The sequence below is a fragment of the Peribacillus sp. NPDC076916 genome (genome assembly GCF_050269675.1).
In the GTDB taxonomy this organism is placed as follows: Bacteria; Bacillota; Bacilli; order Bacillales; family DSM-1321; genus Peribacillus; species Peribacillus aracenensis.
In genome coordinates this window covers 36,099-55,512 of sequence record NZ_JBNNIU010000017.1, presented here as the reverse complement: position 1 = coordinate 55,512, position 19,414 = coordinate 36,099, and the positions used below count along the sequence as shown (strand labels likewise).

At 36.6% G+C, this 19,414-nt stretch carries 16 protein-coding genes and 1 pseudogene; 13 read left to right on the top strand and 4 right to left on the bottom strand.

All coding sequences use genetic code 11. The features are described from left to right. Nucleotides 1-295: 295 nt before the first annotated feature. Both ACQKFG_RS25720 and ACQKFG_RS25715 read right to left on the bottom strand, forming a co-directional pair. Complete coding sequence (locus tag ACQKFG_RS25720) at nucleotides 296-496, bottom strand: FtsW/RodA/SpoVE family cell cycle protein (protein ID WP_427563913.1); 201 nt, start codon at nucleotides 494-496, stop codon at nucleotides 296-298. A gap of 89 nt (nucleotides 497-585) precedes the next feature. Then, nucleotides 586-1,038: an FtsW/RodA/SpoVE family cell cycle protein gene (locus ACQKFG_RS25715; protein WP_427563928.1), complete on the bottom strand. Its 453-nt coding sequence runs from the start codon at nucleotides 1,036-1,038 to the stop codon at nucleotides 586-588. Between the two features lie 454 nt (nucleotides 1,039-1,492). On the opposite strand from ACQKFG_RS25715, the gene ACQKFG_RS25710 reads away from it, so the two are divergent. Then, entirely contained in the window at nucleotides 1,493-1,732 is a 240-nt protein-coding gene (locus ACQKFG_RS25710) for a hypothetical protein (protein WP_427563911.1), read from the top strand. A gap of 78 nt (nucleotides 1,733-1,810) precedes the next feature. Next, entirely contained in the window at nucleotides 1,811-4,099 is a 2,289-nt protein-coding gene (locus tag ACQKFG_RS25705) for a transglycosylase domain-containing protein (RefSeq protein ID WP_427563909.1), read from the top strand. Between the two features lie 134 nt (nucleotides 4,100-4,233). Here the strand turns inward: ACQKFG_RS25705 and ACQKFG_RS25700 are convergent. Next, nucleotides 4,234-4,859: pseudogene (locus ACQKFG_RS25700) on the bottom strand (DNA cytosine methyltransferase); the annotation flags it as partial. 153 nt (nucleotides 4,860-5,012) lie between these two features. Between ACQKFG_RS25700 and ACQKFG_RS25695 the strand changes: the two are divergent. The 11 genes from ACQKFG_RS25695 to ACQKFG_RS25645 all read left to right on the top strand — a co-directional run bounded on the left by ACQKFG_RS25695 (nucleotide 5,013) and on the right by ACQKFG_RS25645 (nucleotide 15,557). Beyond that, the gene (locus tag ACQKFG_RS25695; RefSeq protein ID WP_427563907.1) at nucleotides 5,013-5,585 is read left to right on the top strand and encodes a TetR/AcrR family transcriptional regulator; all 573 of its coding nucleotides are present in this window, start codon (nucleotides 5,013-5,015) and stop codon (nucleotides 5,583-5,585) included. A 132-nt stretch (nucleotides 5,586-5,717) separates the two neighbouring features. Further along, nucleotides 5,718-6,839 carry an ABC transporter permease gene (locus tag ACQKFG_RS25690; RefSeq protein ID WP_349730289.1) on the top strand — a complete coding sequence of 374 codons (1,122 nt, stop codon included), beginning with the start codon at nucleotides 5,718-5,720 and terminating at the stop codon, nucleotides 6,837-6,839. Continuing rightward, nucleotides 6,839-7,561 carry an ABC transporter ATP-binding protein gene (locus ACQKFG_RS25685; RefSeq protein ID WP_427563905.1) on the top strand — a complete coding sequence of 241 codons (723 nt, stop codon included), beginning with the start codon at nucleotides 6,839-6,841 and terminating at the stop codon, nucleotides 7,559-7,561. The genes ACQKFG_RS25690 and ACQKFG_RS25685 overlap by 1 nt, the downstream gene beginning before the upstream one ends. A 589-nt stretch (nucleotides 7,562-8,150) precedes the next feature. Continuing rightward, nucleotides 8,151-8,336 (top strand): hypothetical protein, encoded by a 186-nt coding sequence (locus ACQKFG_RS25680; protein WP_034306238.1) that lies wholly within the window; start codon nucleotides 8,151-8,153, stop codon nucleotides 8,334-8,336. Next, nucleotides 8,333-8,833, top strand: coding sequence for a hypothetical protein (locus tag ACQKFG_RS25675; RefSeq protein ID WP_427563903.1), 501 nt, complete (start codon nucleotides 8,333-8,335; stop codon nucleotides 8,831-8,833). The genes ACQKFG_RS25680 and ACQKFG_RS25675 overlap by 4 nt, the downstream gene beginning before the upstream one ends. 952 nt (nucleotides 8,834-9,785) lie before the next feature. Then, the gene (locus ACQKFG_RS25670) at nucleotides 9,786-11,519 is read left to right on the top strand and encodes an amidohydrolase (RefSeq protein ID WP_427563901.1); all 1,734 of its coding nucleotides are present in this window, start codon (nucleotides 9,786-9,788) and stop codon (nucleotides 11,517-11,519) included. A gap of 218 nt (nucleotides 11,520-11,737) precedes the next feature. After that, entirely contained in the window at nucleotides 11,738-11,995 is a 258-nt protein-coding gene (locus ACQKFG_RS25665; RefSeq protein ID WP_427563899.1) for a hypothetical protein, read from the top strand. Nucleotides 11,996-12,504: 509 nt separating this feature from the next. Beyond that, nucleotides 12,505-13,065, top strand: a complete 561-nt coding sequence (locus ACQKFG_RS25660) for a recombinase family protein (protein ID WP_427563897.1) — start codon at nucleotides 12,505-12,507, stop codon at nucleotides 13,063-13,065. 183 nt (nucleotides 13,066-13,248) lie between these two features. After that, nucleotides 13,249-13,824: a recombinase family protein gene (locus tag ACQKFG_RS25655; RefSeq protein WP_427563895.1), complete on the top strand. Its 576-nt coding sequence runs from the start codon at nucleotides 13,249-13,251 to the stop codon at nucleotides 13,822-13,824. A gap of 63 nt (nucleotides 13,825-13,887) precedes the next feature. Further along, nucleotides 13,888-14,850, top strand: a complete 963-nt coding sequence (locus ACQKFG_RS25650; protein ID WP_427322338.1) for a helix-turn-helix transcriptional regulator — start codon at nucleotides 13,888-13,890, stop codon at nucleotides 14,848-14,850. Nucleotides 14,851-14,924: 74 nt separating this feature from the next. After that, nucleotides 14,925-15,557: a type 1 glutamine amidotransferase family protein gene (locus ACQKFG_RS25645; RefSeq protein WP_427563892.1), complete on the top strand. Its 633-nt coding sequence runs from the start codon at nucleotides 14,925-14,927 to the stop codon at nucleotides 15,555-15,557. A 553-nt stretch (nucleotides 15,558-16,110) separates the two neighbouring features. On the opposite strand, the gene ACQKFG_RS25640 is transcribed toward ACQKFG_RS25645, so the two are convergent. Then, on the bottom strand, nucleotides 16,111-18,516 hold the full coding sequence (locus ACQKFG_RS25640; protein WP_427563890.1) for a M14 family metallopeptidase: 2,406 nt from the start codon (nucleotides 18,514-18,516) through the stop codon (nucleotides 16,111-16,113). Nucleotides 18,517-19,414: the final 898 nt, after the last annotated feature.

Here is a 19,414-nt window from a genome sequence, read left to right as displayed (position 1 = left end):
GGGTGTTTTTTAATTAAAAGAAATAAACTCTTCTAAGGAAAGAGTTTTTATAATTATGCTAAAGGTGATAAAACACATGTGTAGTCTTCCTTCGCTGGAATAATAACTGAACTTTTATTATTATTACTGATATGGGGCAAAGGGTCCTCACATATTTAAATCAGATGCAAAAAAGTTTATAACCGCATTTTCACCACGAATATATGGAACTATATATTATTATTTTTTCTTTTTCGATACTAAACGTACCGAAAGTTTGCAATCAAAATGGTTTAATGTGATTTTTCTTCTGTTTTCAAATATTTTGAGTTCCTTTATAATCAGAAACTCCACCTGATCCTATGGCAAGCAAGGCTTTGATTAAGTTAAAACCCTCTCCTGATTTATAAGACTCTGGATCAATCCAAGCATAAATCCTTCCTAATTGAAATATTTTTATCCCCATTAAACGGAGAATTTCAGGGTGAAGAAAAACTAAGTACAAAATTCCACTCACAATTCATCCTCCAATAATAAAAATACCACCAATTATTCTCTATGATATTCCTGAAACAAATAATATCCCTATAAAAATACACATTAATACTAAGATGTACCTAAATCTGGTTGTTTCATAATTAAAAGTATTGGAAGAAGTGTTGCAGCCCCCATCTTAATTAATAGAAAAAAATCCGTTTTCAAAGTTTTGTCTTCATATTTATTATGATGTTTTTGTATTAAGTAACTTAAACAAATTATTAAAGATATTTTAGTAAACTCAGCTGGCTGAAGAGACCCAATCCCAGGAATTTGAAACCAACTTTTGGCTCCATTTATTTCTTGTGCTATTGACTCAGGCGACAAAATTAATGCAATTAATAGAAATAAACTAAGCGAGTAAAAAAACCAATTCAAGCGAAATATTTGTTTAGAATCCAAATACATAACTCCTAAAATCATACCGAAACCTATAAAATACCAAGTTACTTGTCTAAATAAAAAATCCCCTTCGTATTGACCAAATTCTTGAGCAGTGTGAATAGCTATACAACTAGTTATAAATAGGAAAGCTTAAACGGGAACAAAAGTCGAAGATCCAGCTACCATAATTGGTGGCTTTTTTATTGGCTAAGGTGCAGATTTGGTCTTTATATAGAGGGGGGAATCGAGGATTAAATATTTTGCCCCCTTAATACTAAGGTTCAATTCGAATTAATATAAATGGACTGAAAAAAATGAAATTTACACGCTTTGATCTTTTTAGGCTGTATCTATGGTATTCATGAAATATATATAGATGGTACACAAAGGTATTTTTCAAAAATAGTAGGAATGCTATCCAGCATTTATCAACATGGGTATTTGCTTCATGTATAACGTCTTTGAAAGACAAAGCTGGTCGATAATTGCATTCTTATTTAGTTCATAAATTTTAAGACTATTCGCTTCAAATAAGTAGACGTGTTTCCCTACTTAAGACAATCAGAAGTTGTTCTCGAAAGGGGGATCTAATTTGAAGAACTTTATTGTTTGTTATACCTTGGATAATGATATTAAACGAGAAAAAATAATAAAAGGGCCAGATGTAAAGAAGGAAGATGTTCTAAAAGATGTATTAGATAAGATAGTACGAAGTAATTACTTTATTGCAAAAACCGACCAAGGAGAGTATAGGATAAATTCTTCCTTAATACGTTATATACAGGTTTTGAATGAAATGCATTGTTTTAAATACCATACTGATCATCAATGACTAGTGAGTAAATAAAAGGTTATTTGCATAGTTTTCTTCAATTTTGTTGAGTAACTTGAAATATGGGAGAGAAGATTAATGTCAGAAACGTATCGTTCTCGTCAGGAACGAAAACAAGTGGAAAAAACAAAACAAGATCGAAAAAAAGGTAAAAACTCCCCTAAAAGAAGGTCCTTCTTGAAAAAAGTTTTACTTTGGTGTTCATTATTAGGTGTTGTTTCAATTGGAATAGGGGCAGTTACGGTTGCAGCAATGATTAAGGATGCACCCAAAATAGATGCTTCAAAACTAGTCGATCCGCTTTCTACCAAATTATACGATAAAAACGGGAATTTCATTTACGAATATGGTAAAGAAAAGCGGACAAAAATTAAGTATTCTCAAGTTCCAAAAATGTTGGAACATGCTTTCATTGCCACGGAGGATGCACATTTTTATGAACACAATGGCATTGATATAAAAGGAACTTCTAGAGCAATCTTCAAGAACCTAAAAGGGGATTTCGGATCTCAAGGCGGAAGTACGATTACACAGCAGGTCATTAAAAACTCCTTTTTGTCACCTCAGAAAACAATAAAGCGAAAGGTACAGGAATGGAGCTTGGCCTATCAGCTTGAGCAAAAGTATTCCAAACATCAAATCTTAATGATGTATTTAAATAAGATCTACCTTGGAGACGGGGCATATGGTGTAGCAGCTGCCGCCAAAAATTACTACGGAATTGATGCCGATCATCTAAATAAATTAACGCTTCCGGAGGCCGCTATGCTGGCGGGGCTCCCACAGAGTCCAAGTTATTACGATCCCACTGAACCCGAGCATGTGAAAGCTGCAACAAATCGTCGTAATATTGTTTTAGAAGCTATGTATAAACAAGGGTATATTACGAAACAGCAATTGGAGGATGCAAAGAAGGTTCCAGTTACAGCAGGACTTGTTCCAAAAACGAAACAACTAGGAATGCCGTACGAGTCGTTTTTGGACGCTGTTGTAAAAGAAGTTGAAAGAAAGCTGAAAAATGTAGATATCAGTTCGGATGGATTATCTATTTATACGACGCTAGATCCAAAAGCTCAGACCTTTGCGGACAAAATAATGAACACCGATACGATTATTTCTTATCCAAATGACAATTTTCAAGGAGCCTTCGTATTTTTAGATACAAAAACAGGAGAAGTTCGAGCTATTGGGAGCGGTCGAAACCAATATAAAGCTTCCTTCCGAGGCAACAACTTTGCGGTTGATATTAAGCGTCAACCAGGTTCTACTTTCAAGCCAGTCTTTGATTATGGTCCGGCTATTGAAAATTCAAAATGGTCTACAGCACACCAAATTAATGATCATGAGATAACCTACTCAAATGGGCAATCTATTTCTAACTGGGATCATCAATATCACGGAATGTTGTCGATTAGAACAGCACTTCAATGGTCATACAATATTCCAGCACTCCTTACCCTTCAAGAAGTAGGGATGGATAAAGCACAAAACTTTGCAGAAAATCTGGGTATTACTTTTAATAATAATAAGGTGTACGAATCATATGCGATTGGAAGTAATACGGTTAATCCATTAGAGTTGGCAGGGGCATATAGTGCTTTTGGAAATAACGGTGAATACAATACACCACATTTTGTTCGTAAAGTTGTCTATCCTGATGGCAGAGTTGATGATTTAACTCCAAAGCCAAAACGTGCTATGCATGATTACACAGCTTATTTGGTGACGGATATGTTACGGACAGTTGTAAAATCTGGTACAGGAAAAACAGCAAATGTCCTTGGACTAGATGTGGCTGGAAAAACTGGCACAACCAATTTTGACAGTAAAACCAGAGCACAATATGGATATCCATCCGGTTCGGTAAATGATAGTTGGTTCGCTGGTTACACACCGCAATACACTATGGCGGTTTGGACTGGATATACTAAAAATGGTCCAGGTAATTATATGGATGGAAATACAACTAAAATCTCGCACCAAATGTTTAAGGCCATGCTGGGAGCGTTTGGAACAGACCAAAGTAGCTTCCAACAGCCTAGTGATGTATACCAGGTGAATAATGAACTGTTCATTAAAGGTGCAAATCCTGAAGAAGCTCCACCAGTTACAAAAAATAATAAAGATAAACCATTTGGTATTGTTGGAAATAAAGAGGATAAAAAACATAAACAACATAAACAAGAGGAAGAGAAACATAAACAACTAGAGGAAAATAAATACAAACAAAAGGAAGAGAAGCATAAACAACAAGAGGAAAAGAAACACAAACAAAAGGAAGAGAAGCATAAACAACAAGAGGAAAAGAAACATAAACAAAAGGAAGAGAAGCATAAACAACAAGAGGAAAAGAAACACACACAATAAAGTTTTTTAGGATGGGATCGCATTGGTTCCATCCTTTTTTATGATACACGTAAGAGAATGTGAAGGTTTCTACTTAAACTATAGGGTGCGTTAGGTGAAGATCAGAGCTGTCTTTAAGGCAGATGTAATTGGATGGGAAACCCTAATTCATGAGGTTGTAACATGCGTAAACCGATATCCGTAATTTTGGCGATGTACCGTAACTAAACCAAACCGATCTTTGGTTGGTATAGTATGAATAACCTCATTAATATCTTGCCCAATCCCTTGTCCATAGTATTTCGTTAAAAATGCTGTGACTAAAGCGAATCTATTTCCACCTGCAGTAATCGTATGCAAAAGACCATCTAAAGAAAGCCCTCTGACCTCATTCTTTGAAGTCTCTGTATAATAACTGGATGGAAACGCTACTTTATATTCCTGACCTGGTACTATAAAAGGTTATGGATTATCCACCACAAACTTTTGGATCCCTTTTTTAATTCTACCAAGTGTATTGTAGGACAAATCCTTTTTACGATTAAAAATGCTAGGTGCTCCAATATCCCAATCAATAATTTCGGAGGAAGATACCCAAGCCTTACGTTTTCCGACCTGTACTTCTTGGATCCCCTTGAGTCGGTTGTGGCCATGTTATCAGTTTACCATCGAAACGAGCAATCATGAAAAATCTCTTTCGAATTGTAGGCGCTCCGTAATCACAAGCACGTGGCTCCTTAAATTCAACTTGATAGCCAAGTGATTGAAGCGCCTTTATGAATTAAAAACCTTAACAACATGAAATATTAATGGATACTGTGGTTTTAGAATACTATGAGTGATAACATAACACTATCTTAGATAATTTGTTTTGAAATCGAGTGATTTTTGCCTATTCTATAAGCGAAAATCTGTCTTAGAATGAGGTGGTTTAATGGCACGTGAGAAAAAATTTTCTACACAAGAAATTTTTAAAGAGACCAATTCGCTTTTATTAAAGCATGGTTACGAGGGATTTTCTTTTAGCCTGTTAGCAGAAGCCTTACATGTTTCTAGAGCGGCAATTTACAAGCATTATATGAATAAAGAAGAACTTATTATTGATTATATGGTAAGTGAAATGGAAAAAATATTAAGTGATCTACAAGAGATCGACAGCACAGCTGATTTCCCGTCACAATTAGATCAACTGCTAACGCTAATTTTTGCCTATTCGGATATTCATCAAATTTTAGGGATGGCACACCAAATTCAAGAAAATAGCTCGGATATTTCAATGAAAAAGAATCAGCTGCAAAAGCTGCATTTAGATATGTATTCACAACTCCAGTCATTAATCAATCTAGGAAAACGGGAAAACCTACTTAGTGAAAAACTTCCTAATGACGTGATATTGGGTTTCATCTTCCAAAGTATTGCAATTCCAAACCATAGAGGGATTCCACAAGAGGAATGGTTGCATTACATAAAAGAAGTTGTTGGTCATGGAATTTATAAAATTAAATAAGTGACACTAGTGTAACTTTAATCTATAATCAAAGTTACACTAGTGTTATTTTGTTTGTACAAACATCTTTTTCTCCAGAATGTGATGATTTCATTTTGGATTTTACTTTTAAAAGAATGAGGGTGTTCGGATATGTTTTTAGCTTTAAAGGAGTTAAAGAAAGGAAAACTTCGCTTCACGATGATTGGCCTGATCATCGTTTTAATAGCTTGGCTTGTGTTTATTCTTTCTGGTTTGGGTAATGGACTATCAACGTTAAGTGCAGCATCTATAAAAAATATGGATGCTGATTATGTAGTGTATGAAAAAGGTTCGGGTTCCACATTCAGCAAGTCTTTACTATCAGAGTCACTAATATCTGATATCGAAAAACAATCTAATGTAGAAGAGGTTTCTCCATTCGGTTCTGCGATGGGAGCCATTTTAAATGAAGATGGATCTGGAAATGAAGACAAAACGGATATAGCGATTTTAGGGATTAATCCAGGAACTTTTTTGGAACCGAAAGTGATCGAAGGTAAACAGTTAGATCAAGGTAACCAATTAGGTGTTCTAGCTAATGATGGATTAAAAGATCAAGGCTACAAAATTGGGGATAGCCTGGCTTTAGATGGCTCAATGGAAAAACTAAAAATCATCGGTTTTGTTGAAAACGAAACATATAATCATTTACCTGCTTTGTTTACAACGATGGATAAATGGCGTTTATATAAATTTTCCGCTCCTGGTTCTAATAATGGAATGGAAGATGCAGTCAATGCATTTGTTCTGCAAGGTCCAGATGTAAATACTGAAACATTAGACAAAGAAATAAAAGGTATCGAAACGGTATCCAAAAATAAAGCTATACAAGGAATGCCAGGGTATACAGCTGAAAATGGGACCATTATGATGATGCTTGTATTCTTGATCGTTATATCGGCTTTTGTGATTGCAGTATTCTTCTACGTATTAACGATACAAAAAACAAACCAATTTGGTGTGATGAAAGCCATTGGCGCAAGTAATAGCTTTATTGCAAACGCCATTGTATCACAAGTATTCTTATTGTCTTTAATCGGTATTTTAGTAGGAATTGCTTTAACCTATGGAACAGCTTTGATTCTTCCGGAAGGCATGCCATTTAATTTAGATGTAAAACTTGTTGTCATTTATGGTGTTCTGCTTTTATTAATCAGTGTGCTTAGTTCGCTCATTTCCGTTCGGAAAATAACAAAAATCGATCCACTTACTGCACTTGGGAGGGTAGAATAATGGCTGGACTTCAATTAGAGAATGTATCAAAAATATATAAAGAAGGAGACAGTCAAGTCATTGCTCTCAATAATGTCTCCATGACTGTCGAACCAGGGCAATTTGTAGCAATTATTGGACCTTCTGGTTCTGGAAAAAGTACCTTTTTATCTATTGCTGGAGCGCTTTTACAAGCTTCAAAAGGGAAAGTCATAATTGACGGTGTTAATATTGCCAACCTATCAGAGAAACAACTTTCCCAAGTTCGTTTAAATGAAATAGGCTTTATTTTGCAAACGTCAAACTTAATTCCTTACTTAACAGCTCTTGATCAACTACTAGTTGTTAAAAAAATGGCTGGAGCTGTACGTGCTGCAGACAAAGCATTTGCAAAAGAGTTACTTATGGAATTAGGCTTAAGTTCTAAGTTAAATAAGTTTCCTAATGAATTATCTGGAGGAGAACGCCAACGTACTGCCATTGCCCGTGCATTTATGAATGATTCTAAAATCATTCTTGCAGATGAGCCAACAGCTAGCCTTGATTCTAATCGAGCACATGAAGTGGTAAAATTGATTTCAAAAGAAGTCAAAGCACGGAAAAAAGCTGCCATTATGGTAACGCATGATGAGCGTATGCTGGAGTACTGTGATCGTGTTTATCTTATAGAAGATGGCGTATTGATCCCTCTAGAAGACCATTCGTTACATGCGGTAAAACATAAAGGGGAAAGTAATCGTTAGTAAAAGAGACTTTTCCAAAGTAATCCGGCTAAATAGCCTTCGATAGTGTCAAATGAATAAGCTTCCTCTAAATTAAATCGTTTAGAGGAAGGATTAAAAGCTGCCTAGGCAGGATCATTGCAAGAAGGAATAGAGCCTCTGTCTTTTCCTTCACTACAAATAGAGGCAGCAGAAATGCTGCCTCTATTTGTAGTGATTATCATCTGTAGTAAGTATCAATTTTCTTTTCTATTTTATGAAAAGAAATGTCTATTCTTATAAAAAGGAATAAGTCTGCTATTCGTGTCTCTTCTTAATGGATTACTCCTTTAATAGCATTACGTAAGGCAGCCTTTCTGGATAAAGGAGCGTAATATGATGATTAAACTCACTCCTTGTATATTATGAGTCAAGAAAAAGGGGAGTACATATTATACATGGCTAATATGTACTCTCCTTTATTTATTATGGTTTTTTATAATTAGGTCTAGATAATTTTGAAAAACTAACAAACATTAAAGGACCGTCAATAGACCTGTTTTTTGTACGAAAGAAGGATGACCACCAAGTTTCGACGAATATATCAATATACTTTTTGGAGGTGTTGGATATGGGGATTTGTTGTGGAGAGTGTCACGTTGAATTAAAGAGTGATGATTATGTCACATTGGATGAATTTAGCACGCTGAGGCACACATATTGCGGTTATGATCTTATTGCCGAGCTGATCAAAGACATTGGGACCTATCGAAATATCAAAACAAAGTATTGGTTTTCCCGTGAGCGTACTAAATGAAAATCGGTAAAATCTTGGAGTTAATTAAAACTGATACACCAGCGAATATTGCCAAAAGGGCTGATGTTCATCTTTCAGAAAAATTACTAAGAAAAGCATTGAATAAAGCTGGTTATGAGTATAGAAATTCAAGCGAAAAAGGCTGGTGTTTCGTTGGTGAAGGTGACGAGGAAACGGTAAAAGAGCAGCTTATTTATGACTTTGCAACAGCAGGAAAGGCAAACGTTTCAACTAATGTAAACAAAGAACCTATTAACGATACCAACCAACGTTTTAACGTTGGCATAAAACGTGGTAAAGAACAGGTCAAACAAGCGAACGAACAATCAGCACCAACCATGGAACGAACCAACGTTATTAGAAAACGTTCTTCATTCGATATGGATGTTGAACTTATGAAGGAACTAAAAATACAAGCAATCATTCATGATAGGACGGTTTATGAACTAGTTGAAAGTGCCGTAAGGCACTATTTAGCTGAATTAAAGGGAAAATGATGTGGCATTGAAATAAAGTCACGATGTTTATAATAAAGTTGCACCGTTTTACCCCTTTGGATACTATTCTCTAAAGGGGTGTTTTTATGTCCAAAAGATAAGGTACATCTGAAATTTAAAAATGGATCAAGGGAATTTTTGAGTGGTAATAGAGTTGTTCCGTTAAAGGGAGCGATTCTTTAATCGTATGTAATAAAAGGGTGAATGAGGGCCAACCTACGATAGTACTGAAAGCAGTAAACCTCGCGAGTAGCAACCTATCACGCTCGGACAGCACAACAAGACTACAAGCAAGCCAAGGAGGACAGGGCTATGGTAGAGACAAAGAGAAAATCCCAAGAAGTAAAAAACACCCCTTTTAAAAGGAGTGCCCTCTTGATACAATTCCAGGGTAATAACTATCTGGAATTTTCTAAACCCAACATAACTAGGAAAGTTATCTAACCTTGTTGAGCCAAAGTAACAGAATCAATCGCCAATTTTGAAGCTTTTTCGGGAAGTTGATAATCAATAACTTGATCGTTTTCTTTGTCCTCTTCTTAATAATATCGCATAGATTTTAGGGAAGCTTCAGACATCGAAAGGTTCAACTTTTTTGCAAGCATAGTTAGTATTTTAGGGATATCGTTGCTACTCTTTTTCTTATGGAGCTAAAGTCAGGTTAGTTCAACAGTGCTGTTTGATCTTTGTTCAACAATTGGGTCATCCTAATCGTTTTTAGATAAAATAACCTATTTTTAATTAATCCCTATATAAAATTCAGAATATTTAGTATAATGCATTTATAATTGGTACGGACATCACGATGTTTATGAATCTTTTTTCAACAGCATTTAGGAGGGGGGCTCTTTCAAGTTGTTTAAATGAAATATATCTTAGAAGATCATCGGTGTATATGGCAAAAACAAGAGGTGTTATGGATAGGATCTTAAATCAGAAAAGGGGTTTTTTCTTGAAAAGGAATTTTTTAAGTAAAAGAAATTTGTTTATCTTCTCCCTAGTTTTTGTGCTTGCATTAGTAGGCTTTTCTTCAGGTACACTTCCAGACCATCTTGATTCTCTTGCACCGGACACTGTTTACTTTAACGGAAAAGTTATCACCATGGACAAAGGTGCTACAATTGTCGAAGCCGTAGCAGTCAAGGACGGAAAAATCATTGCCGTTGGTTCAAATAAGGAAATTGGTAAGTTAAAGGGACGGCACACGAAAGTCGTTGATTTAATGAATAAAGTGTTATTGCCGGGATTCTATGATGCCCACAGTCATTTTCCGAGCTCCGGAATGGACGGGACTGTTCAAGTTAATTTAAATAGTCCTCCGGTAGGTACTATTAAAAATACTGATGATCTGATCATTGCCTTGAAAGATCGAGCTATGGAAACCCACGAAGGTGAATGGATACTCGGGCGAGGGTATGATCAGACACTTTTAGCGGAAGGACGTCACCCGACAGGTGAAAATCTGGATAACGTATCAACGGAGCATCCAATCTATATCGGACATACTTCCGGACATTTAGCAGTAGCTAATAGTGTTGCACTTAAAATGGCAGGAATTACAAAAGATACTCCCGATCCACCTGGTGGAGTAATCGTAAGAGATCCTAAGACAGGAGAACCGACGGGGGTATTAGAGGAATCTGCTATAGGTCTTGTAAGCAAGCATATTCCTGTTGTTACAGAAGAGGAAAATCTTGCAGCGTTTAAAAAGGCTGTCCAGGATTATATCTCAAAAGGTGTAACGACCTCAATTATAGCTGGGGCAAATAAACAGGGTATTATTGATTTACAAAGATATCAGAAGCAAGGTTTGCTGCCGTTAAGGATTACAGCCATGGGTGCCGGGTTTGGTGGCGCTATAACCTCTGGTGAATTAGGTGGTATTGTAACAGGTTTCGGCAGTGATATGCTGAAGCTTGGACCGGTGAAGCTGTCTCATGATGGATCTATTCAAGGGTACACCGGCTATTTAAGTAAACCGTACCACGTGCCTCCGGGAGATGATCCAAATTATCGGGGATATCCGGCGACAAGTCGTGAGGAATTAACGAAGCGAGTAGTGGATTTGCATAAGGCTGGATATCAAATTGCGATTCATGGTAACGGAGACGCAGCGATTGATGATATTCTTTACGCCTTCCGTACTGCCCAGGAGGAGTATCCGCGTAAGGATGCCCGTCATCGTATTGAGCATGCTCAAATGGCTAGATTAGATCAATTGGATGAAATGAAGAAACTGGGTGTTACACCATCATATTTTGTTTCCCATACCTTCTTTTGGGGCGATCAGCACAGAGATATATTCATGGGGCCTGAACGTGCAGCTATGATGAGCCCCCTTAAATCCTCCATTGATCGTGGTATTAAATTTAGCATTCATCTTGATTCTCACATTACTCCAATGGACCCGCTGCAGGCAGTTTGGTCTGCTGTTAACCGGATTTCAAGAAGCGGAAAAGTAATTGGTCCGGAGCAAAAAATTACACCATTAGAGGCACTTCGCGCAGTAACAAGTGATGCAGCATGGCAAAACTTCGAGGAAAATGAAAAAGGCTCAATCGAAAAAGGAAAATTTGCGGACTTTGTTGTTCTGGAAGAAAATCCGTTAACAGTTGACCCTATAAAAATTAAAGAAATCAAAGTACTTAAGACAATTGTGAACGATAAGGTTATCTACGAAAATTAAATTAAGGATAGGATGCACGAGGACGGTTCTACTGCTTCATCCACTTGCTGGTGAAGCGCAAGAACCGTCTCTTTGCTTCCTTCGTGCCCAGAAAGCCGTTAATTGCTAGTTGTCGAAAGTCCAACCCGAGTAAGTGCAATGACGCTCGGCAGGAGGAGAAAAAAGGACCTTTCACCCTTAAAGTAAACGGTTATGTTTACCCTTACCAAGCTAATCAGATGAAGATAATAGATGGAAAACCATACATTCAATCAGATAAATTATTACTTGGTCTAGGTGTTATTTACTCAAGGGATTTAAAGGTATATAAGACAAATAAAAATTCTTATTTATCTGTTATAAAAACGGCAAAGGCATTAGGTTATAAAGTAGATTGGAATGAGAAGGATAAAGTTATACTTTTAGAAAAGGACTTGTCTAATTATGACAATCCAAATGATGATGAAGACGGTGATATTATTACAAACTGGATTTGAGTCAATATTTTGGACACTAAAAAGTTAAATCTTAAGCTGTATTCCTAATTCGATTTTCAATGGCTTGTGGGGTTTGATAGCAAAAAAATTATCAATGCCTGAGGTAGTCCAGAACTTTAACAAATTAAGTGACAAACTGGAAGAAAAAAATATTAAGTGAAAAAAGTGCCCCGTCCTTTTCTAAAGAACGGGGTAATGCATGCGGAGTTTTGCAATCTGCCAGTTGGTTAAACAAAAAAAATAATGCATATCACAAAATTTTCGAACTGTATTTTAAATCCACATTTACTAATGTTTTTTCATTTGTACATTTTTAGATATTCATTTCTCTTTTTTATGTTTCAAAACTCGTCCTTTTCTGAACACGATCGTTCCGGTTCAAAAAGGACGAGTTTATATTGTCTTTTCTGTAACAAAACTCTGTTCATTATTCTATGTTCAATAACTTGATGATTTCTATCTTATGTTACAATGAATGAAAGAGAAAAAAGTGGAAAGAGTGATAATAGATGTTAATTGGATATGCACGTGTGTCAACAGGATTACAAACTTTAGATTTACAAACAGATGCGTTAACGCAACATGGTTGTACGAAAATTTCCCACGACAAAATGAGTGGTACAAAAAAACAACGTCCCGGTTTAGAGGAAGCACTTCAGTATGCACGTGAAGGCGATACAATAGTCGTTTGGCGATTGGACCGATTAGGACGTAACATGCAAGATTTGATTCAAATTGTGAACAGCTTAAATGAACGAGGTATTGGCTTTCATAGTCTGCAAGAAAACCTAACAATGGACAAGAGCAATGCAACGGGGCAATTAATGTTTCACTTGTTCGCAGCTTTTGCGGAATTTGAACGTAACTTAATAGAAGAACGTTCAGCTGCTGGTCGTGCAGCAGCAAGAGCGCGTGGTCGACTTGGTGGTCGCCCAGAGAAGTTTGGGGAAAAAGATATTGAAATGATGAAATCACTTATCGAAAGTGGTACATCGATTAAAGATGTTGCAGAAAAATGGGGCGTGTCTCGCACGACGATTTATCGCTATTTGGAAAAACCTCTAAAATAAAACGTAAAGCACTTGTTACCAGCTCACAGCTTGGATAAGTGCTTTTATTGTTTAGAATAGGCGTATTTTTAAGTGCAAAATAGCACTTAAAACAGGTGCAATTTACCGATTAAAGTGACAGAGACTGATAAAATCAAAGTTAAGAGCGTCTCATAAGACTTGTCTCAAAAATGAGGTGATATTTTGCGGAAAATTGGTTATATACGTGTCAGTTCAACTAGCCAGAATCCTTCAAGGCAATTTCAGCAACTGAACGAAATCGGAATGGATATTATTTTTGAAGAAAAAGTTTCCGGAGCAACAAAAGATCGTGAGCAACTTCAAAAAATGTTAGAGGATATACAAGAAGGTGACATCATTTATGTTACAGACTTAACTAGGATTACTCGTAGTACACAAGATTTATTTGAACTAATCGATAACATACGGAGTAAAAATGCAAATTTAAAATCCTTAAAAGATACATGGCTAGATTTATCAGAAGATAATCCCAACAGCCAATTCTTAATTACAGTTATGGCGGGTGTAAACCAATTAGAACGTGATCTTATCCGTATGCGGCAGCGTGGAGGGATTGAACTGGCTAAGAAAGAAGGAAAGTTTAAAGGTCGGTTAAAGAAGTACCATAAAAATCATGCAGGAATGAATTATGCAGTAAAGCTTTATAAAGAGGGAGATATGACTGTAAATCAAATTTGTGAAATCACAAATGTGTCTAGGGCCTCATTGTATAGAGAGCTATCGGAAAGGAACAGTTGATGAGTTATACCAAAAATCGGAAATGTTTAATAGAAAATAAATTTCATATAGAGGTGGAATTATATGCCTAAAATTGACAATATGTTAGCAATTCTATGGATGCTTCGTTCAGGTGAAAAAATTACTGCAAAACAAATTTCAGAAAAGTTAGAAATTAATATAAGGACTGTGTATCGTTATATTGATACAATTTCAACAAGTGGCGTACCTATAATTTCAGAACCAGGACATAACGGTGGATACACTTTATTGAACAATTTTATTGAGGCTCCTCTTTTTTTTGATTTTGAGGAGCAAACTTCACTATTTCACGCTGCTGTTTTTGCAGAAGAAGCCGGATATTATGGAGGTGAAGCACTAAATAGGGCCATTTCAAAACTAAGTAAATACTCAAATCAAGAGCAGGAAACAAAGATAAACCAACATTTAACTAGTCTTGAAGTAATAAGTCGATTAAGTTCTCTCTCTATGGAATCTTTTTTGAAGGAGTTGGAGCAGGCCTTAGCTGACGGGTACTCAGTAAAAATTCTTTACCATAAAAGTGGCGAAAAGCAATTAAATTATAGATTGGTCGATCCGTACAGAATTATCTATTGGAATAATAAGTGGTATGTGATTGGATTTTGTCATCTTAGGAATGATATCCGTAGTTTTAGAGTAGATCGAATTGAAAGTCTAATGCTAACCGAAAATAAGTTTAACCGGCCAGAAAATTTTTCAGCACGTGACTTTTTTATAAAAAATCTTCTTCCAACTATAGAAGATAAGGAAGGGATTATTTCTTTGGTTATTAATGGGGATAAAAGTGTATTGGCTGATATTTGCCAACATTGGTTTTTAGGACATTATTTACAAGAACGGACTTCAAATCAAGCAGTTTTTCTTCTTGAAAAAGATATGATACATACATATGTACCTTATTTACTTTTACCGTACAATAAATCTATTAAAGTTATTGAGCCAATAAGTCTTAAGAAAAGACTTATTGAAGTTCTGTCGGAATTAATAAAATTTCATCAAGTATGATAACTTCCCTGACGTTAACTGTCAGGGAAGTTATATTATAATAGCTATATTAATTGTGATTGGAGTGTTATTGGATGCAAACAAAAAAAGTTTTTCTATATGTATTTAATACAATGTCGGACTGGGAATATGGATATTTAATTGCTGAACTAAACTCAGGAAGATATTTCAAAAAAGATTTAGTACCTTTAAAAGTAATTACAGTAGGAGCTAATAAAGAAATGATTACTACTATGGGAGGACTGAGCATAAAACCAGATATTTCCCTTGATGAATGTACTCTTGAGAGTAAAGATCTTTTAATTTTACCAGGAGGGACAACTTGGAATGAAGAAATTCATCAACCTATCTTGGAAAGAATTGGCCAAGCTTTAAAGCTTGGCACTATTGTTGCTGCAATTTGTGGTGCAACTGAGGCCCTTGCGAATATGGGATACTTAGATACTAGAAAGCATACAAGTAATAATTTAGAATACACTAAAATGGTATCTCCTAACTATAAAGGAGAAAAGTTCTATGAGGTGGGATCTGCGGTATCTGATGCGAATTTAGTTACTGCATCAGGAATAGCTCCTCTGGAATTTGCGATGGCAGTACTGAAAAAATTAGATGTATTTGCACCAGATACATTACATTCATGGTATAACCTAAATAAGACTCATAAACCTGAATACTTCTTCCAGTTAATGAATTCAATAAATAGCTGAGTGAAAAATCAACTTAGCAGTTTTATATTAGTTCAAATAAAAATAATGAAGTAACTGAAAAGCTCACTTTCTCTATTTTGTTTTGCAGAGAAGTTGGGCTTTTTAATTTGGAATTTCCTTATCGTTGTAAATCCGCATTTTCCTGACGCTACCCCGGTATTTAGAAAAACAGGAACAATGAATAAACCCAGCTAATCTTTTATAAAGGTAGCTGGGTTTTAAATTTGCATGTGCAAAATAGCACTTAAAATACGTGCAAATTATCGCCTAAAGTGACAACAATTATTTGTTTATTTATTCTTGTTTTATGTCTAAACGTTAGTTTGTAATTTATAGTATAAAAGATTTAAGACTTATGGACAGAGGATGATATATATTGTTAATTAGTTAGGCGAGGGCTTCAACTACTGGCCAAGATTTAGTGACGCAAAAGGAAATATTAACGATAACACGATTCTGGTTATTTTGTATCCAAAAATAATAGAAAGTCTATCAGTTCAAAGGTACCAATGAAAAAAGAGTTGGCCCCGTAAGGCCAACCCCTTGCAAACCGTCATTTTATTGTAAGCGTTACAGAATTATAGTTTTTCCCATTACCAAGTGGATTGTAGTTTTTCTCAATGTTTCCTGCGGCGTCCACAGTGAAATAATTGATGGTTGTAGTCTTTTCAATTTTTAATGTTTCTGCAAATTCACGGGTGCCGCTTAATTTAATTTTAGCTGATTGGAAGGTAGGGCGGCTGCCGTCAAGCGTATAATAAATGGTGGCCGGCTCACTTGTTTCAATCTTAACATCAACCGGACCTGTGTATTTACCGTTTCCAGGTGTAGCTTTTGAGGAAGGCGGCTGATGGTCTTTTGCACTGTTGTAGGCTACTTTAATTAAGCCAATCAACCCATTGGCAAATTCCATTGCTTCTTCATGGCCTTCTACAAAGGCTGGCTGGAATCCAACTGCCTGCCATCTTTTTGTATCCTTATTCCATAAATCTGCCCCTACTTCGAAGTTCCAGGCATAAATCCCCTTTTCATACCAAAGGTAGTCCGCAGAGTTACCTGCAGCAGAGTATAGTACGTCAGGAATTGGACCTGTACGGCTAGGTAGAATGACCGTTCCGCGGTGGTCTTGAATATCATTTAAGATGTTGTCAGAAGCTGCCCAGTAAAACGCTTCTTCACCAGCTGATGGGCGTGGCAGTGTTGTACGTTTTGAATCGTAAGCACCAGGGGACCACATGAAGTAGCCGCCATAACTATGAATATTCATTGCAAACTTAATATTTGGGTTTTTGTCAGCAAGCCAGACAAGGTTTCTTCCTTCAGGCTCAGAGTTTTCAGCTGGTCCAGCGTAAGTGTCTCCCGTACAACTTGTACCTCCGCCAATATAGCCATCAAAAACGGAACCAACAGAATGGTTGCGGTTAAGGTCAACTCCCCAATTATTACGGTACCCAGGATCAGAGGCAGTGGGACCACAGTGATTGGTCATATTCTTACGCTGCATATTGTAATCATTTAAGCTGTAATTGGCACCATCAGGGTTTACTGAAGGTACAAGGAATATATCAAGATTATCGACAAGCTTTCTTGTCTCACTATCTTGACTATAGTTTCGCAGTAGTCTTTCCGCCGTTTCGATTGTTACGAGCGGAGTCACCCATTCACGGGCATGCTCCTGAGCATATCCAAGAACACCTGGTTTAGAACCGTCACGATGCTTGCCGATTCGGATCGCTTTTACTGTAAAAGGATCACGGGAAACGTCTGCCCCAGCTTTCAAGCCGTCAGTTAATATCGCAGCATTTGTAGTTGGTGCGACAACACCGGCACCAGTATTACCGCGGTATGTAGTCGCAGTGACAAGTTGGCTTGCATTCTCATTCAGTGCTTTAACAACTTGTGCGGCAGTACTTGTTGCCTTTCCTGACGAATCAGTAGCTAAATTTACTAAAATCTTTGTACCATCCACAGTCACTTTTAGTGGTGAATTATTGGTTCCCGGATTCTTGAATTCTACCGATACATCATTCCCGCCCTCATGCCCCCATGCTTTTGAGGAAACAACAACTGCGAGATTGGTCGTGCCGCCGATTGTAGCTTGGGCAAGACGTCTATAACCATTTGTTTTATTTGGCATATCAATGATTTCTACCAAGTTCGGGAATTCTTTTGCAAGTTTTTCGGCACGTTCATATAATTCATTTGGTGCCATATAGTGATCAACAAAATCGGTAACATAATCTGTTTTTGGATGTTTCGGCTCTTTCCCTAACCATTCAGTAATTGTGCTCGTAGCTGTTCCTCCAAGATTACTTTCAATTTTAACAGATGAAGGAATGGCGCTAACTGGTAAAAGCAAATAGTGATATAAATATTCACCGTAATCTACCAATCTGGAAAGTGTAGCAGATTTTTCCTCACCGTTCTCGGTCCAAGTTGCTTTAAGTGCTGTGCTAGCAGTCGCACCGGCGCTTGATTTCACTTCGAGATATAGGAAGGTGCCTGATTGATTGGTAAAATGGTTTGCCCTAAGGACTTTAAGTGTATCCTCGGAAGCTGCCAGACTGGCTTGCAGCTGGACAGTAGATTGCCGCTCTGCCACGCGTGTGTCCCATTGGTTTTCGGTGATCAGGGTCTCTTTTACATTGATGCCAAAGGTCTTTAACATGGCAATTTCTGTTGGTGTGACAACGGCATCCACTTCATAGACTCCGTCGTGTGCTTCGATTCTGTGGGTAAGGTCAATTCCAAGCTCAAGAAGCTTCTCCTTTGCCTTATCATTTGGTACTACAAGTTGAACAATTGAGACCGATTCTTCCTTAGGAATCGGCTGGTCAGGCTGTTCGACCGCTGCAACCGGAATACTTAGGCCTGGATAAAATATAGAGAACACTAGTCCGGTTATGGCAGTCATCACCACTAAATTCCTTTTCCATTTCTGCTTTTTCTGTTTTGTCAAAAACTGCACCCCCAAAATGCTAGAAATTTTTAATACAAGCTTATTGTAAATTGAATGTACTTAATATCTTGTCGTAAAATCAGGGGCAGTTAAAAATCCACTCTACAAAAATTTTATTAATACTTTATTTTAGAAGAACAAATTTTAGGTAGTTTTTCCTGTTTAAAAAGTACTGTGCTCCTCAAAAGATTTAGTAATTAAGGAGTGCAAAATTACTGGATTTTATTCCACTATAATTCCTATAAACTGTATATTGATAATCAACTGTTTTCATTGTTTAATATTGTTGCCTTTTGTTTAATTTTGTAGAAGGAAAGTTGTAATATACTTCATGTGAATTACGACTCTATTGTTAAAAACCATTAAATGCCTATCAACCTTTGTGCCAGTCCAACCTTTAATAAAGAAACAAGAATTATTATGAATAGGAATGATGGGGAATGGCAAAAACAAATACTCAACTGAAACAAAACAGGGTATTAAGAAAGTGCAAGAGCAAATAAATGAAATAGTAACAAATGTGGAAGAGAAGATACATTTGGAGAGGCTCTTTTTTAAAGTATGCCTAGAATGCTTGCAATGACTATTTCTCCATATGGTCAAAACTCTTTAAAAATCAATGAATGCTTACTGAAATATTTGAAAAACGGTGGTATGAGTGAAAACGTAGTATGGCTTGGGGAATTGATATTCATTTGAACGGGGAAGTCGAGTAGAAGAGGAAAGCACGGACTTAGACGATATGATTGCACTTTATAATCAAGCAGATCCAGCGAAATATCCATTGATTATGATGCTAAAATCAGATATGTTCGCAGGCGGATGCATCGAACGTTTTGAATGGGGTATTGAGGTTATTTTACAAGGCATGCTAGCAATGTCGAAATAAAAAAAGCGA

What these genes read in the sequence shown, in the direction of transcription:
- ACQKFG_RS25705 (WP_427563909.1), top strand. Translation starts at nt 1,811, where the DNA reads ATGTCAGAAACGTATCGTTCTCGTCAGGAACGAAAACAAGTGGAAAAA.
- ACQKFG_RS25695 (WP_427563907.1), top strand. Translation starts at nt 5,013, where the DNA reads ATGGCACGTGAGAAAAAATTTTCTACACAAGAAATTTTTAAAGAGACC.
- ACQKFG_RS25690 (WP_349730289.1), top strand. Translation starts at nt 5,718, where the DNA reads ATGTTTTTAGCTTTAAAGGAGTTAAAGAAAGGAAAACTTCGCTTCACG.
- ACQKFG_RS25685 (WP_427563905.1), top strand. Translation starts at nt 6,839, where the DNA reads ATGGCTGGACTTCAATTAGAGAATGTATCAAAAATATATAAAGAAGGA.
- ACQKFG_RS25680 (WP_034306238.1), top strand. Translation starts at nt 8,151, where the DNA reads ATGGGGATTTGTTGTGGAGAGTGTCACGTTGAATTAAAGAGTGATGAT.
- ACQKFG_RS25675 (WP_427563903.1), top strand. Translation starts at nt 8,333, where the DNA reads ATGAAAATCGGTAAAATCTTGGAGTTAATTAAAACTGATACACCAGCG.
- ACQKFG_RS25665 (WP_427563899.1), top strand. Translation starts at nt 11,738, where the DNA reads ATGAAGATAATAGATGGAAAACCATACATTCAATCAGATAAATTATTA.
- ACQKFG_RS25660 (WP_427563897.1), top strand. Translation starts at nt 12,505, where the DNA reads ATGTTAATTGGATATGCACGTGTGTCAACAGGATTACAAACTTTAGAT.
- ACQKFG_RS25650 (WP_427322338.1), top strand. Translation starts at nt 13,888, where the DNA reads ATGCCTAAAATTGACAATATGTTAGCAATTCTATGGATGCTTCGTTCA.
- ACQKFG_RS25645 (WP_427563892.1), top strand. Translation starts at nt 14,925, where the DNA reads ATGCAAACAAAAAAAGTTTTTCTATATGTATTTAATACAATGTCGGAC.